Origin of the sequence: Natronocella acetinitrilica, from assembly GCF_024170285.1 — a bacterium.
Lineage (GTDB): Bacteria > Pseudomonadota > Gammaproteobacteria > Nitrococcales > Aquisalimonadaceae > Natronocella > Natronocella acetinitrilica.
The window spans coordinates 384,834-399,386 of the sequence record NZ_JALJXV010000002.1 but is presented as its reverse complement, the minus strand read 5'-3'; the positions used below and the strand labels follow the sequence as shown (position 1 = coordinate 399,386).

Sequence of the window (14,553 nt, the reverse complement as noted above, 5' to 3'; positions counted from 1 at the left end):
CTTTGATCGGCGGGCATGGCTCCGGCGAGGGATCGTCTTTTGGAAGTTGTAAATCGAACGCCCTTTACCGTGGCACCGATACCGGGAAGATTCGGCTTCCCGGGGCATTCCCGTACGTTCGTCGTCAAGGCGACACTGGCGCTGGTGCACCGAGGCGTCGCCACCGTTCTCGAGGAACAGCCGTTTCCTACTGGTGACGTGGCCTATGACGATGATCCCGATGGTCTCTCGGCACCGCGCTACGAGACGGATTTCGCACCCTACAAGCCGTTGGCTGATGTGCTCCTGGTTGGCCACTGTCATACGCCGGGCGGCGAGCCGGCGCAGCGCTGCCCGGTCCGCCTGGAGGTGGGGCAGCGGCGTATCGAACTCGCGGTGACCGGCGACCGATACTGGCAGCATGGTCTTGCCGGCGGCATAGTCAGTGATCCTCGGCCATTTACGCAGATGCCGTTGCGGTATGAACGGGCCTTCGGGGGCCCGGAGGATTCCCGCAATCCCGTGGGCGTGGGTTTCGGCGCAGAGCGGGTGCTCGATCAGGGTGACCGGCGGCTACTGCTGCCGAACATCGAATTCGCGGATCGCCTGATCCGGGCCCCGGCGGACAACCCCGGCCCTGCGGGGCTCGGACCGCTGGCCCGGGCCTGGTCGGGCCGCAGTCATCGCCAGGGAACCTACGACGCCCGTTGGGAAGCGGAACGCTGGCCATGGTATCCGGACGACTTTGACTGGCGCTACTGGAATGCAGCGCCGGTGGCCTTCAGCGACGGTTATCTCGATGGCACCGAATCCATCAGTCTGTTCCATCTCCACCCCAGCTATCCGGAATACACGAGCCGACTGCCGGATCTGCGGGTCCGGCTCTTCGTCGAGCGGCGGGACGCAAAAGATGCGGCGCTGGACGAGGTCGAGATGCGCCTCGACACCCTCTGGATCGACGCCGACGCCGAAAAGGCGGTGCTCGTGTGGCGGGGTGTCACCAGCGTGGCTGATGTCGAAGCGGGTGACCTGCTGCGAGTCTATGTCGATGCCGAGCATGCCTCGGCGGCGCCGCGGCCCATCGGCTACTTCCAGCGGCGTTACCTGGAGCAGCTCCAGGCTATCGAGGCGGAATGGGCCTTCGAGCCGGAGCAGCCGGAGGTGCTGGAGGTCGAGGAGCCTACGGATTCCGTATCGCCGGCGGATACCGCGGATGATGAAACGCCGCTCGATGAAGCAGCCCAGCTCGATCGTATCCGGGCAGAGACCCTGGCCTTGTCCCCGGATGTGAAGCCTGGTGAGCCGCCGGATGCCGAGACGGCGGAACGGCTGCTCGCTGAACGGGCCGCGGAGTTCGAACCGGAGGATGCCTCGGAAGCCCCGGAAGGCCCATCGGCCTGGACCCGTGAACGAGTGCTGGGCAGTGCGGAGGATGCCTCTCTGGCTGGAGAGGATTTCTCCGGACTCGACCTGTCCGGAATCGACTTTACGGGGCGTGAACTGGATGGATGCCTGTTCCATGGTTCCGATCTCGCCGGCGCAATCTTCGATGGGGCCCGCCTGACAGGCGCGAGTCTGCGCGGTGCCAGCCTCGGCGGTGCGTCCTTTGCCGGTGCCTGGCTGCTGGACGCGGACCTCACGAGTGTGGACGGCACTGACGTGGTCTTCGCTTCCGCAAGGATGCGGCGCACCTGTCTGGCGGAGGCCAATCTAACGGATGCAGTCTTCCGTGCCGCGATCCTCGATGATGCCGACTTCTCCAGTGCGCGCTTGCTGGGCGCGGACTTCTCATCGGCAACGCTGATCTCGACGCAATTCCAGCAAGCCGAGCTGAATGGCGCCTGTCTGGATGGCGTCAAGGCGACGGATGCCGTGTTCGCCGATGCGGTTCTGACCAGGGCCACGGCGCGTGGCGGCGACTTTTTCGAAGCCGACTTCTCTGCAGCGAGCATGGCCAACGCCGTATTCGACGAGGCGAATCTCAAGGACGTACGCCTTGAAGGCGTCAATGCGCCGGGGCTTTCCCTGGTCGGCGCCAGTGCTACGGGGCTGCGTGCAGCCGAGGGCAGTGTGCTGACGGGAATGCGGGCTGGTCGACTGGCCGCGGCCGGTTCCTACTGGGAGACCGCATCCCTTGCGGGAGCCGACTTCACCGAGGCCGATTTGCGACAGGCAGATTTCTCCCACGCCGATCTGTCCCACGTCTGTCTTGATCGGGTTGATGCCGCCGGCGCGCGCTTCATCGCCGCCAACCTTGCCAATGCCAGCCTCCGTCAGATCAACCTGTTTCTCGGCAGCCTTGAGCGGGCCAGCCTCGGCGGCTCGGACCTCGCTGGTGCCAATTGTTACGGCGTCGAGTTTCTCGATGCCCAACATGCCGAGGCACGCCTGGCCGGCGCCAACCTGAACATGACCAAGCTGGAACAGGACATCCGGCATGGCTGATGCGGGGGCGCCTCCGGCACGACTGACGCTGGAAGATTTCCGTGGGCGGTTGACGGCGGATGCATCGGTAGTCGGTTGCACAATGATCGACCTGGACCTGCGCCGGGAAGATCTGCGGGGGAAGGATCTGACCGGCGTGATGCTCACCCGCTGCAACCTCTCCGGCATGGATCTCACCGGCATCAACCTGGAGGGCGGGACGCTGGTGATGTGCGACCTCCGCGATACCTGTCTTCGTGGGGGCAGGCTTGCCACCGTCGAGCTTCTGGGTTGTGTCCTGGACGACGCCGATCTCAGCGAGGTTGATCTCGGTGACGCCCGGCTGGAAGAAGAGCATACGTTCCCCGACGCCGACCACGAGGCTGGGGTATTCGGTGACGCCGTGCCGGTGATCACCAGTGCTCTTCGGTGCAAATTCCGTCGAGCCCGGTTACAGCGCGCCCGCTTTAGCGCCGTTGACCTGTCAGACGCCTGTTTCGAACAGGCTGAGATGACAGAGGTCCGCATGGCGGCCTGCGATCTGCGCAATGCGAATCTGCGTATGGCGACTCTCAGATCCTGTGAGTTGATTCTCTGCAAGCTCGATCAGGCGGATCTCAGTGCCGCGAATTGTGAAGCTGCTGCCATGCAGACGTGCAGTCTGGCCGAAGCCAATCTCTCCGAAGCGGAGTTTGGCGGGGCGACGTTGCGGGAGATCGATCTGACGGGTTTGTCCGCCTGGCCGACACGCATGAGGAGCGCTCGTCTCGATGATTGTCAACTGGATGCGGCGGACTGCACAGGGCTTGAGCTTGCCGACGGTGTTCTGCAGGGCTGCAGCGCCCGGGCAGTGAATCTCCGAGGTGCAATGCTGGATGGGCTGGCTGCTGAAGCCACCGACTGCTGGGATGCCGATCTCTCGGGCGCCTCCCTGCGGGGCGCCAGTTTCCGCAACTGCGAACTCTCCCCGCTGAAACTGTCCGGAGCCACCATGCTGGCGACGAGTTTTCCGGAGTCGCGCCTGAAGGGTGTTGACCTGAGCGGTCGAGATCTCAGCGATGCGGATTTCTCCGGCGCTGATCTGCGTGGTGCCCGGCTCGATGGCAGCCGACTCGATGATGCCAGTTTCGCTGGTGCGGAATTGGTCGGCGCATCCCTGGTGCGGGTTTCGGTAGACGGCGGTGACCTGTCCGGCTGTCGCCTCGACGGCGCGCGCCTGGATCATGCCCGGCTGATCGATTCCGACATGAATGGTGCCAGCCTGGTCGACGTCAGCTTCGCCGGGGCTTACTGCCACCAACTTGATCTCGATGGCGTTGACCTTCGCGGCAGTGACCTGTCAGGCATCACCCTGCGGCTATGCAATCTCAAGGGGGCGGTGCTGGATGGCGTCGACCTGGCGACTTGCGACCTCTCGGACAGTGACTTTACCGGTGCAAGCCTCGCTGCCGCGCGCTTCGGTGGAAGCAATTGCAGTCAGGCGCTTTTCCGGACGGCCCGGCTTGACGAGGCCGACCTGACTGCGGTGACCGCGGACTATGCGGATTTTTCTGACGCGTCCCTGCGGGGCACCCGTTTCTCACGTGCGGACCTGCGCGGGTCCTGTTTCAGTCGATGCGATGCCGAAGGCGCCGATTTCGGTGGGGCACAACTGGACGCCGCCGAATTTGACCATGCTGGCTGTCAGGGTGCGTCCTTCCGCAGTGCAAGCCTGCGCTACGCCTATATGGCTCACGCAGTAGTCAGTGGTGCTGATCTGTCCGGCGCCAGTCTGCATGGGGCCGTGCTTCATCGAATTGTCGACCGGGATACTCGGTGGTCGGGAGCCGACCTTTCCGATACCCGACGGACCGATCCCCGCCTTGCCGAGGCCGAAGACTGGCGTCCGCCAAGGTTTGATTCACCGTAGGAGGGTTTGCTCATGTCCGTTACAGCTACCAGGCGGCTACCCGCCATGCCCGCGTCACCATTCAGCGGGGAGGTGGAGTCCGTTGCGAATGATGGCGCGACAGTGGCCCTTCGCTGGCGAGCCGAGGGGCGGCTGCATCGCGGCCATGCAAGCGTTGTGGGTTCCCAGGCGTGGTATCCCGACCCGGGAGACCGTGTGCTTGCGACGTGCAGTGATGACGGTGAGATTTACGTGCTTGGCCCCGTCGGTCGACCCCGTGAGCGCCGCCTTCGCCTGGCTGCCGGTGCAGTTGTGGTCGAGAATGGTGGTTCACAACTCACCGTCACCGGTGGCGAAGGGCAGGTGCTGTTTCGATTCGATGCGGAGAACCAATGCCTTGCGCTGGAATCCTCTGGATTGGACTTGCGTGTGCATGCCCGCTCAATGGCGCTGCATGCCGATGAGGAGGTATCGATCGGTGGTCGCCGGGTGGCCGTCGACGCGACAGATCGGCTTGATGTGGCGGCGGGTGTTGCCGGGGAGTCCCGGAGCTGCGCCCGACTGGATAAACGGCGGCTAAGCCTGGAGGCACCGGAACTGGGCTTTGAGGCCGATTCCGCCAGGGCCCGAATTGCCGAGCTGCAATGGCTCGGCAAAGTCTGGCGGGGTCAGCTGGACCGCGCATGCCTCATCGCGAATCGCGTTGAGACCAGCGCGGAAACTTTCATTCAGACGGCTGGAGACGTGTTCCAGCGGGTTCGCGGCGTTCATCAGGTCACGGCGAACCGATTGCGGCAACTGGTAGAGGAAACGGTGCAGGTCAAGGCAAAGAAGGTCATGTATCGGACGCTCAACGCGTTCAAGGTTCGTGGCGACAAGATTCACCTGGGCTGAGGCCGGGCAGACATGGAGTAATGTGATCGTGTTTCCAGCAAGTACCAAACAGGCAGGTCAGTGCTTCGCCTTTCCGGACGTGTGCAAGACGCCATCTCCTGGCGGTCCTGTGCCCATTCCCTATCCGAACATCGGCATGGTGATGCAGGTGCAGCAGGAGTCCACCAAGGTGAAGTTCGCCGGCAAGGGAGCTGTCACGAAGAAGTCCAAGATGAACCGCTCCCAGGGTGACGAGGCGGGAACGGCCGGCGGGGTGGTTTCGAACCAGAACATGGGGCCGGTGGCCTACAAGCAGGGTAGCGACAAGGTGAAGGTGGAAGGGCAGCCTACCCAGCACCTGACGGCAATGACCGGTCATAACGGGAGTAACGCCAATATGCCGGCGGGGTTGCAGGTTGTCCCCAGCCAGGTCCGCGTGCTCGTTGGCCTGTAGCCATGGGGGAACGTGATGTCGACTGGGCAACCAGCCGTGAAAAGGGTGCGTGGTGCCGTGGACGGCGATAACGTCCTCATCCTGTTGATCCTTTCGTTATCGGCCCTGCTTGTGCTGGTTGTGCTATGGGGCAACGGCGTGATCCGGTTCGGGGGTGGTGAGGATGCTGCCCGCACGGAAGTCGAGGCCCGGGTGCAGCAATTTGCTCAAGACGCCTCCAGCCAGGCCTTCGGTCGTGTGGCCAGTCAGGTTCACGTCCGTGCCGGACATCCCGATAACCAGTCTTTCACCGAGCACATGCGTCGCAATCATCAATTGATGGGCCTGCGCGCAATATCTATAGAGTCCTACCAGCGAAGCGGGGATACCGCGGCTGTCTCGCTTACAGCGACAGTCGAGGAGGGGACGCTGCCTGGCGAGATCCGCCTGGTTCGGCAGGGCGGTCGCTGGTGGATCAGCGAGTTCTACCTGGATGGCCGCCCCTTACTGCGGCCCGGATGATTCCGGCTGATCCCTGCCGGCCCGGGTGAGCTCAGACAACAGCTTCGACAGCGCCTGGGCGGCGGTCGGAGTGAGTTGCAGTCGCACCACACCTTTTTCGTCGCCTTCCAGGTAGCGGATTGCCAAGTGCATCACCCGTGTGTCCAGCCCGGCACCGTGACTGGATGCATGTACCTGTTCGATGCGCCAGTCCAGGCTGGTCACCACCTTCCCATGGTCAGCCAGCGACCTCTCCAGGATCTTGCCCCTGAGCCAGTGCATCGCTGACTCGAAGTTTGGCATCAGCAGTTGCATGGGCATGGCCGAGCCGGGCCCCAATACCTCGAGGTCATGCTGGAACTCCTCTGCCGATACGTTCATGGCTGCTGCCTGGCGCAACAGCGCCTCGCAGACCTGCAGCGCGCCGAGGACGCGGCCCGCCTCGACATTGTGCTGTTGTGCGAAGTATTGGGTCAGCTGAGACACGTCCGCGTCCGAGTCGCCCAGGACACTTTCGATCAACGGCCAGAGGTTGCGAGCGGCCTGATCGGGCAGGGACAGGAGCAAACGAAACTTCTCCGTGATTGCCGCAGCGGGGGGTGATCCGCCAAGACAGTGCAGCCCATCTTCATCGCCCTGTTCGCCCTGCCGCACCTCGGCCATTCCTCCTCCCTAGTTTCAACCGCCTGTCATGTGGATGTTGCAACATTTGTTCTATGAGCTTGAGAAAGCCTATAGTCTGGCAGGTCACCGCACAATGACGCTACACCGTGTACTGATCGAGGTGGGCACAGGAGCGGCATCGTTGCAAGACCCCAAATCGGGTGTCGCAGTCGAACGACGCCGATGCTACATTGAGAAGCTAAGAAATGAGTCAGGGCAATCGATTGATGCCTCGACACCGGTGAATCTGGGGGTTGCCGGAATTGAATCCGCCGCAAAGAGCGGAGTTCAGTTACGCGGCCGCAGGCAGGAAGCCCGGGGTTATCCCGTGAGCGGAGTTGCAGCATGAGTCTGGATAAGTATCTCGAGCCGTTGAGCGAACCCGGCCCTGCCGGCGTCGATCTCTACGAGTCCGGCGAGATCATGACACTCGACATGTTGGCCAAATGGGGTTCTCCGGATGATGACCCCGATTGGGCAGAGCTGCAGCAGGCCTGCATTGCTGCGCTGGAGAAAAGCCGCGATCTTCGCCCCGCCACCTACCTTGCTGCAGCATTGCTCCACACCCAGGGGCTACGTGATTTCTGCGCCGGCATCAGTCTGATTCGCGGGCTGCTGGAGCAGCACTGGGATGTTGTGCAGCCAGTGCTCGATGAAGATGGCGACGCGATGGAGCGCGCCAACGCCGTTTTCAACCTCACCCATTTTCAGAAAGTCCTCAAGCCATTGCGAACCACGGCACTGGTAGAGGATCGCGCAGCCGGGCGGTTCAGCCTGCAGGATATCGAACTGGCCGAGGGCAAGGCGGAGCCACCCGCGGGTTTCGACGGTGAGATTCCGCCGCTGGGGTTGATCCAGGGTGCGCTGCAATCCATGGATGCCGAATTGCGGCAGTCGCTGCACGATGCCGTGAAGCAGTGCGTCGACGATATCGCCGGCATCGAGACAGCGTTCCGGGAACAGGTGGGTGCCGAGCAGGCGCCGGATCTGGCCCGTCTGCGAGACGGCGTCAAACGGATTCACGCGACGCTGTCGCAGTACGCAACAGGGGGCGGCATGGACGACAAACAGCCCGAGGAAGCACAGCCTGATTCGATGCAGTCGGGCAGCGCGCCGGCACCTGCAGCGGCTCGCGGCGCGCCCGGCGACATCCTGTCGCGGCAGGACGCCATCGCCGCCATGGATCGAATCTCGGCCTATTTTCGGGCCAACGAGCCCTCCAGCCCTGTGCCCTTGTTGATGGCGCGCGCCAAGCGGCTGGTGGACATGGATTTTCTGGACATTCTGCAGGACGTCGCGCCGGATGCTGTCGATCAGGTGCGTCGCCTTGGGGGCGTTGAATCGGAAAAGTGATGCGGCCGCCGATCATCGGTCCGGCCATATAAACGGAGTGGGAAAGCATGGCTAAGGCAAGTTCACAGAAATTCATCGCCAAGAACCGCGCGCCGCGTGTGCAGATCGAGTACGACACGGAACTCTACGGCGCGGAAAAATCCGTGCAGCTGCCGTTCGTCATGGCGGTGATGGCGGATCTGGCGGGAGATAGCCAGGAGCAGTTGCCACCGATCGACGGGCGCAAGCTGCTTGAGATTGACGTTGATAACTTCGATCAGCGCATGAAGGCGCTGCGGCCCAGTCTCAAGTTCGCGGTCGAGAACAAGCTCACCGGCGAGGGCAGCCTCGAGGTGGACCTGGAACTCGAGAGCATGGACGACTTTTCTCCGGCCGCAGTGGCTCGCAAGATCGAGCCACTGCGGCAGCTACTGGAAGCACGTCAGCAGCTTGCCAACCTGGTGACTTACATGGATGGCAAGTCCGGGGCCGAGGAGCTGATCGCCAAGGTGCTTAACGATCAGGGTCTCCTGGAAACACTGGGTGCGCGTCCGAAAGACGACGGCGAAGAGAAGAACGAGGGCTGAACCATGGCAGAGACGGAAAAGGACACACAGGCGCAGGCGGAAGCCGAGGCCCTGACGGCGGATGACTTCGGTGCGCTGTTGCATAAGGAGTTCCGGCCCAAGTCCGATCGCGCCCGGGAAGAGGTCGAGACCGCTGTTCGGACCCTGGCCGAGCAGGCCCTGCGCGAGACCACGGTCATCTCCGACGACGCGATCAGCACGATCAACGCGATCATCGCCGAGATCGACGAGAAGCTGACGGGGCAAGTCAACGAGATCCTCCACACCGAGAAGTTCCAGGCTCTGGAGGGTGCGTGGCGTGGGCTGCACCACCTCGTCAACAACACCGAAACCGACGAAATGCTGAAGATCCGCTTCATGCCCGTCGGCAAGAAAGAACTGCACAAGACCCTGCGTAAGTACAAGGGAACCGCCTGGGACCAGAGCCCCATCTTCAAGCGCATCTACGAAGAGGAGTTTGGTCAGCTTGGTGGCGAGCCAATCGGTTGTATCGTCGGCGACTACCACTTCGACCACGGCCCGCAGGACGTGGAGTTGCTCTCCGGTATGGCGCAGATTGCCTCTGCCGCCCACGCGCCGTTCATCGCCGGTGCCGATCCCAGTCTGCTGCAGATGGACAGCTGGCAGGAACTCACCAACCCCCGCGATCTCGGCAAGATCTTCTCCACGCCGGAGTATGCGGGATGGCGCTCCCTGCGCGACTCGGAAGACTCCAAGTACGTGGCGCTTGCCATGCCGCGATTCCTCGCCCGGTTGCCCTATGGGGCCGCAACCGAGCCGGTGGAGGAGTTCAACTTCGAGGAGGACACCAGCGGTTCGGACGCCGGCAAGTACACCTGGGCGAACTCCGCGTATGCCATGGCGGTGAACATCAACCGCTCGTTCAAGGAATACGGCTGGTGCACGCGAATTCGTGGTGTGGAGTCCGGCGGCGCGGTGGAAGGCCTCCCGGTGCACACCTTCCCCAGCGATGACGGCGGTGTCGACATGAAGTGTCCGACGGAAATCGCCATCAGCGACCGTCGCGAGGCAGAGCTTGCAAAGAGTGGTCTGATGCCACTCATTCACCGGAAGAACACCGATATAGCGGCGTTCATTGGTGCGCAATCCCTGCACAAGCCCACCGAGTACGACGATCCGGACGCCACGGCAAATGCGCAGCTTGGCGCCCGGTTACCGTATCTTTTTGCAACAACACGCTTCGCGCACTACCTGAAGTGTATCGTTCGCGACAAGGTCGGCTCGTTCAAGGAACGGGACGACATGCAGAAGTTCCTGCAGGGCTGGATCATGAAATACGTTACCGGTGATCCCGCCAATGCAACGGAAGAAACCAAGGCGCGCAAGCCGCTCGCAGCGGCGGAGGTCTCGGTGATGGAGGATGAGGCGAATCCGGGCTACTACAGCTCCACTTTTCACCTCCGCCCTCATTATCAGCTCGAGGGTCTGAGTGTCTCATTGCGTCTTGTTTCCAAGCTGCCATCGGCGAAGGGCTAGCCTTTGGCAGTGGCTCGGTAGGGTCGACGGATCGGACCCGCCCTGGGGGGTGGCGACCGGCGACATCATGAAGGCGGACGATGTTCGCAGCGTCTGGTAACAACGGAGAAACGACATGGCTGTTGATAGTTTTTTGAAATTGGAAGGGGTGGATGGCGAGTCCAGCGATAGCGTACACGCCGACGAGATCGACGTACTGGCCTGGAGTTGGGGAGCGTCGAACTCGGGCACCATGCATGAAGCCAGGGGTGGTGGCGCCGGCAAGGCCAACTTCCAGGACATCTCGATCACCAAGTGGATCGACAAGGCGACGCCCACGATCTGGCGGGCTGTTGCCAAGGGAATCCACTACCCGAGTGGCAAACTCACCGTGCGCAAGGCTGGTGGCGATGATCCCTTGGAATATCTGGTGATCGAGTTAAAGAGCATCATGATCACCAGCACGAGCACCGGCGGCTCCAGCGGAGAAGACCGTCTGACCGAGAACATCACGCTTAATTTCAGTGAGTTCAAGATCAACTACACACCTCAGGCGGCCGACGGCACAGCCGGGGCGGCGGTGGACTACGGGTACAACATTGCCGAGAGCAAGGACGCCTGACTGCGTCCGTGGTTCAGTGATGGTTGTCGTTCAATCCGGATGTGCTTCGGCAGCCGGATTGAGCGGCATTCAGCGCTGATCGTCCCCTTACGCTACCTGATCCAGGCGCGACCCCCATGGCGGAACTGGCGACCCGAGAAGCGTTGCAACCGTCCCTGCTGGACAGGCTGACGGATCGGAGCAGATATCTTGAGCGGGTGACCATTGCCTATCGCGAGCAGGCTCTGACCGACGCCGGTCTCGATGTATCGGACCTCCGGGAGATGTTCACGTCCCTCGGTCTGGTTCGCGGGGAGGGCGGCGAAGCGGACGAGGACGTCTGGGACAATCGTCTGGATGTCAGGCCATTCCGTCGTGTCATGGAGCTTTCGCCGAGGGCTGACGTTCCTGCTGTCGAATCGCTGATCGAGTTGCGGCGTCGCACACTGGTGCCGAGCCTGGACGAATCCCGCGACGAGCGCCTGATCTCGCAACGCCGGCTTCGGCAGATGGTGCTGCGGGATCTGGGCTGGCTGCTTAACACGCCTCGCATGGGTGAACTGGTGGACTTGAGCCTGTACCCGGAAGTGACTCGCTCCACGCTGAATTACGGCGTTCCGGACATGACCGGACAGAGCCTGTCCGGCGCCGATCTCAAGTCCCTGGCCGACGGCCTCCGCCAGGCAATCATTGCCTTCGAGCCGCGTCTGCATGATGTGCTGGTCACCCCGGTGGAGCGTGATGAGACCGGCCGGAAGAACACCATTGCTTTTGTCATCGAGGGTGAGCTCTGGGGGCAACCGCTGCCGGAACAGCTCTATCTGCATACCGAGCTGGACCTTGAAGACGCCTCGGTCACCCTGAGGGAATCCAATGACCGCTAGGAAAACTCCTATGCGTCTGGCCGGGGGATAGTTCATGGACCCGCGACTGCTGGAACACTACGAGCAGGAGCTGCGCTACATCCGTGAGATGGGGGCGGAGTTTGCTCGCGACTACCCGAAGATCGCGGGTCGGCTGGGTATGGATGGCGTGGACTGCGCCGACCCTTATGTGGAACGCCTGCTGGAAGGCTTTGCGTTTCTCACCGCCAGGGTGCAGCACAAGATCGATGCCCGCTTTCCGGAGTTCACCCACCAGCTACTGGATCTGGTCTACCCACATCTGACTGCGCCCACGCCGTCCATGGCGGTGGTTGGACTGCAGCCGGACTTGACTGCGGGGACCTTGCTCGGTGGTTACCGGGTGCCTGCTGGCACGCCCATGCGCAGCCAGCTTGCCAAGGGCGAGAAGACGGCTTGCGAATACCGCACTGCCCATGAGGTGCGGCTTTGGCCATTGCAGGTGTCGGCGGCCCGCTATCTGCCGAACCCTGGGGTGCTGGCGGCCCGCGGGATTCCAACACCGAGCGGTGTGCGTGCCGCGCTGCAGATCGAATTGGAGCTGACGGCAGGTGATTCGCTGGCAGAATTGCCACTGGATTGCCTGGCGTTTTACCTGCGCGGCAGTGACGAAGCCCCCATGTGGCTTTACGAAATCCTGCATGGCGGTTTCGCAGGCGCCTGTCTGCGCGACGATGTCGAGGCACCGGCACGCATTGCCGACGGCGTCTCTATTCGGCAACCGGGGTTTGATCGCGACGAAGCCCTGCTGCCCTCCGTGCGGCGCACCTTTGACGGCTACCGCCTGCTGCAGGAGTACTTCACCTTTCCCCAACGGTTTCTGTTCGCCGAGTTCACCGGGCTTGAAGGCGCCATCAGCAAGCTCGACGGGCGCCGGCTCGAGATTACCGTTCTGCTCAGCCGGGCTGACAACCGCCTGGAGCATGTCGTCAATGCGGAAGCATTCCTGCTCAATGCCACGCCGGTCATCAACCTGTTCCGTCACACCGCCGATCGGATACACGTCAAACCGGAGCGGACCGAGTTTCACGTCGTGCCGGACCGCAACCGCCCCATGGATCTGGAGGTGTACCAGGTGCTTTCGGTCACCGGTCACGGTCGGGGAAAAGACGCCGTACAGCCCTTCGAGATGTTCTATCGTGTAGGGCGAGACAAGGCCGATGCCGAGCCTGGTGCTTACTACTTCACCAGTCGGCGCCCGCGACTCGGCTCCACCCGCCAGCGTCAGCGGGGTGGTCGAACCAACTATCTCGGCAGCGAGGTTTTCCTCTCACTGGTGGACGAGGCCCAGGCGCCCTTTGCCGATGAACTGCGCCAGCTTGATGTGACGCTGCTCTGCACCAACCGCGACCTACCCATCCAGATGGCGGTGGGCAAGGGGGCAACCGACTTCACGCTGGATATCGCCGCACCGGTCAAGGCAGTGCGTGTAGTCGCCGGCCCCACGCGACCGCGAGCCGCGTTTCGTGCAGGCGAGACCAGCTGGCGCCTGGTCAGTCATCTGTCCCTTAACTACCTGTCACTCATTGACGAGGACGAGCATGCCGGGGCCAGGGCCCTTCGCCAGCTTCTCGATCTCTACGTCGACGCCAAGGATCCGCTGGCGCGACACGTGGAGGGCGTGGTGTCCATCGGGTCACGAGCCGCCGTGCGGCGTATGCCGATCCGGGGCCCGATCTGTTTTGGCAATGGCCTTGAGCTGCGGCTCAGGCTGGACGAGGACGCCTTTACCGGCGTGGGCGCCTTCCTGCTGGGTGCCGTGCTGGATCGCTTCTTCGCCAAGTACGTTTCCCTCAACAGCTTTACCCAGACCATTGTCGAGTCCACCCAACGCGGCGAGATCATGCGCTGGCCGGCCAGGGCTGGGCGGAGAATGACCCTGTGAGTTTGCCGGAAGGCCTTTCCCGGGCGCCGGAGCGCTATACGCTATTCGCTGCATTGCGACTGCTAGAAGCCTTGTCGCCGGATCGGCCGCGGCTGGGGCGAAGCCGTCGTCCGGCGGACGACGTGGTGCGCCTTGCCCAGTTGCCATCGCTGCGCTTTGCCCCGGGTGAACTTGCGCGGGTGGATGATGGGCCGACGCCGCGCCTTCACGGAGAGGGCTTTGGCCTGCTCGGCCCCAACGGACCGTTGCCGCTGCATCTGACCGAATATGCTGATGAGCGGCGCCGCCTGCATCAGGACCCGGGTTTCGCAGATTTTCTGAACCTGTTTCATCATCGCCTGGCGTCCCTGTTCTATCGCGCCTGGGCGGACGCCGCACCGGCGGTAGAGGCGGACCGCGCCGACAACCGTTTTTTCTGGTATCTGGGTTCGCTGGCGGGGCTGGGTACACCGGGCCTGCAGGGCCGGGATACCCTGGGCGACCGGGCGAAGCTCCACCGGGTCGGCAGGCTTGCCAGCCAGACCCGCAGCCAGGAAGGGCTCGAGGACATGCTTGAGGATCACTTCGGCATGCCGGTCACCATCGAGTCATTCCTCCCCCAGTGGTTGGACATTCCTCCTGAAGACAGGCTGCGTCTGGGACGGACAACCCAAGTCGGGCGGCTTGGCCGTGACGCCAATCTGGGTCGCCGTTCCTGGCAGTGCCAGTTCAGTTTTCGGGTGATTCTGCGCGATGTGTCCCGCCAGCAGTACGAAAGCCTCATGCCGGGGCAGCCCGGGCTGACCCAGCTTGGCGATCTGGTTCGCGCCTACATCGGCGATGAGCTGCGATGGGATCTCGAGTTGCATTTAAGGCCCCGGGAGGCTGAGCCGCTGCGTCTGTCCCGTGGCCGCCGGCTGGGTCTGACAACCTGGCTGGGGCGTGGAGCCCGGGACAGTGCCCGGGCAACGATTCGTGACGCACATATGATGAGACCCGACCGGAAGCACGGCCGGCCGAAGAGATAACA

13 protein-coding genes are annotated in these 14,553 nt (G+C 62.9%); 12 read left to right on the top strand and 1 reads right to left on the bottom strand.

What is annotated here, in order from left to right:
• Positions 1-69: 69 nt before the first annotated feature.
• The 5 genes from J2T57_RS05160 to J2T57_RS05140 are packed head-to-tail and all read left to right on the top strand — an operon-like array spanning position 70 to position 6,119.
• The gene (locus tag J2T57_RS05160; RefSeq protein WP_253475280.1) at positions 70-2,424 is read left to right on the top strand and encodes a DUF2169 family type VI secretion system accessory protein; all 2,355 of its coding nucleotides are present in this window, start codon (positions 70-72) and stop codon (positions 2,422-2,424) included.
• Positions 2,417-4,312: a pentapeptide repeat-containing protein gene (locus J2T57_RS05155; protein ID WP_253475278.1), complete on the top strand. Its 1,896-nt coding sequence runs from the start codon at positions 2,417-2,419 to the stop codon at positions 4,310-4,312. The genes J2T57_RS05160 and J2T57_RS05155 overlap by 8 nt, the downstream gene beginning before the upstream one ends.
• Before the next feature lie 12 nt (positions 4,313-4,324).
• Positions 4,325-5,185: a DUF3540 domain-containing protein gene (locus J2T57_RS05150; protein ID WP_253475276.1), complete on the top strand. Its 861-nt coding sequence runs from the start codon at positions 4,325-4,327 to the stop codon at positions 5,183-5,185.
• A gap of 28 nt (positions 5,186-5,213) precedes the next feature.
• Entirely contained in the window at positions 5,214-5,618 is a 405-nt protein-coding gene (locus J2T57_RS05145) for a DUF4150 domain-containing protein (RefSeq protein WP_253475274.1), read from the top strand.
• A 36-nt stretch (positions 5,619-5,654) separates the two neighbouring features.
• Positions 5,655-6,119 (top strand): hypothetical protein, encoded by a 465-nt coding sequence (locus J2T57_RS05140; protein WP_253475272.1) that lies wholly within the window; start codon positions 5,655-5,657, stop codon positions 6,117-6,119.
• On the opposite strand, the gene J2T57_RS05135 is transcribed toward J2T57_RS05140, so the two are convergent.
• Positions 6,102-6,761, bottom strand: coding sequence for a hypothetical protein (locus tag J2T57_RS05135; RefSeq protein ID WP_253475270.1), 660 nt, complete (start codon positions 6,759-6,761; stop codon positions 6,102-6,104). The genes J2T57_RS05140 and J2T57_RS05135 overlap by 18 nt on opposite strands.
• A gap of 345 nt (positions 6,762-7,106) precedes the next feature.
• Between J2T57_RS05135 and tssA the strand changes: the two genes are divergently transcribed.
• The 7 genes from tssA (at position 7,107) to tssG (ending at position 14,551) form a co-directional block, all read left to right on the top strand.
• Positions 7,107-8,114 (top strand): type VI secretion system protein TssA, encoded by a 1,008-nt coding sequence (gene tssA / locus J2T57_RS05130; RefSeq protein ID WP_253475267.1) that lies wholly within the window; start codon positions 7,107-7,109, stop codon positions 8,112-8,114.
• A 47-nt stretch (positions 8,115-8,161) separates the two neighbouring features.
• The gene (tssB, locus tag J2T57_RS05125) at positions 8,162-8,680 is read left to right on the top strand and encodes a type VI secretion system contractile sheath small subunit (protein ID WP_253475264.1); all 519 of its coding nucleotides are present in this window, start codon (positions 8,162-8,164) and stop codon (positions 8,678-8,680) included.
• Between the two features lie 3 nt (positions 8,681-8,683).
• A complete protein-coding gene (gene tssC / locus J2T57_RS05120; RefSeq protein ID WP_253475259.1) occupies positions 8,684-10,177 on the top strand; it encodes a type VI secretion system contractile sheath large subunit in 1,494 nt (497 codons plus the stop codon).
• Between the two features lie 115 nt (positions 10,178-10,292).
• Positions 10,293-10,778 carry an Hcp family type VI secretion system effector gene (locus tag J2T57_RS05115; RefSeq protein WP_253475256.1) on the top strand — a complete coding sequence of 162 codons (486 nt, stop codon included), beginning with the start codon at positions 10,293-10,295 and terminating at the stop codon, positions 10,776-10,778.
• A 116-nt stretch (positions 10,779-10,894) separates the two neighbouring features.
• Positions 10,895-11,641: a type VI secretion system baseplate subunit TssE gene (gene tssE / locus J2T57_RS05110; protein WP_253475253.1), complete on the top strand. Its 747-nt coding sequence runs from the start codon at positions 10,895-10,897 to the stop codon at positions 11,639-11,641.
• Between the two features lie 34 nt (positions 11,642-11,675).
• Positions 11,676-13,544, top strand: coding sequence for a type VI secretion system baseplate subunit TssF (tssF, locus tag J2T57_RS05105; protein WP_253475250.1), 1,869 nt, complete (start codon positions 11,676-11,678; stop codon positions 13,542-13,544).
• Positions 13,541-14,551 carry a type VI secretion system baseplate subunit TssG gene (gene tssG / locus J2T57_RS05100; protein ID WP_253475247.1) on the top strand — a complete coding sequence of 337 codons (1,011 nt, stop codon included), beginning with the start codon at positions 13,541-13,543 and terminating at the stop codon, positions 14,549-14,551. The genes tssF and tssG overlap by 4 nt, the downstream gene beginning before the upstream one ends.
• Positions 14,552-14,553 lie beyond the last annotated feature (2 nt).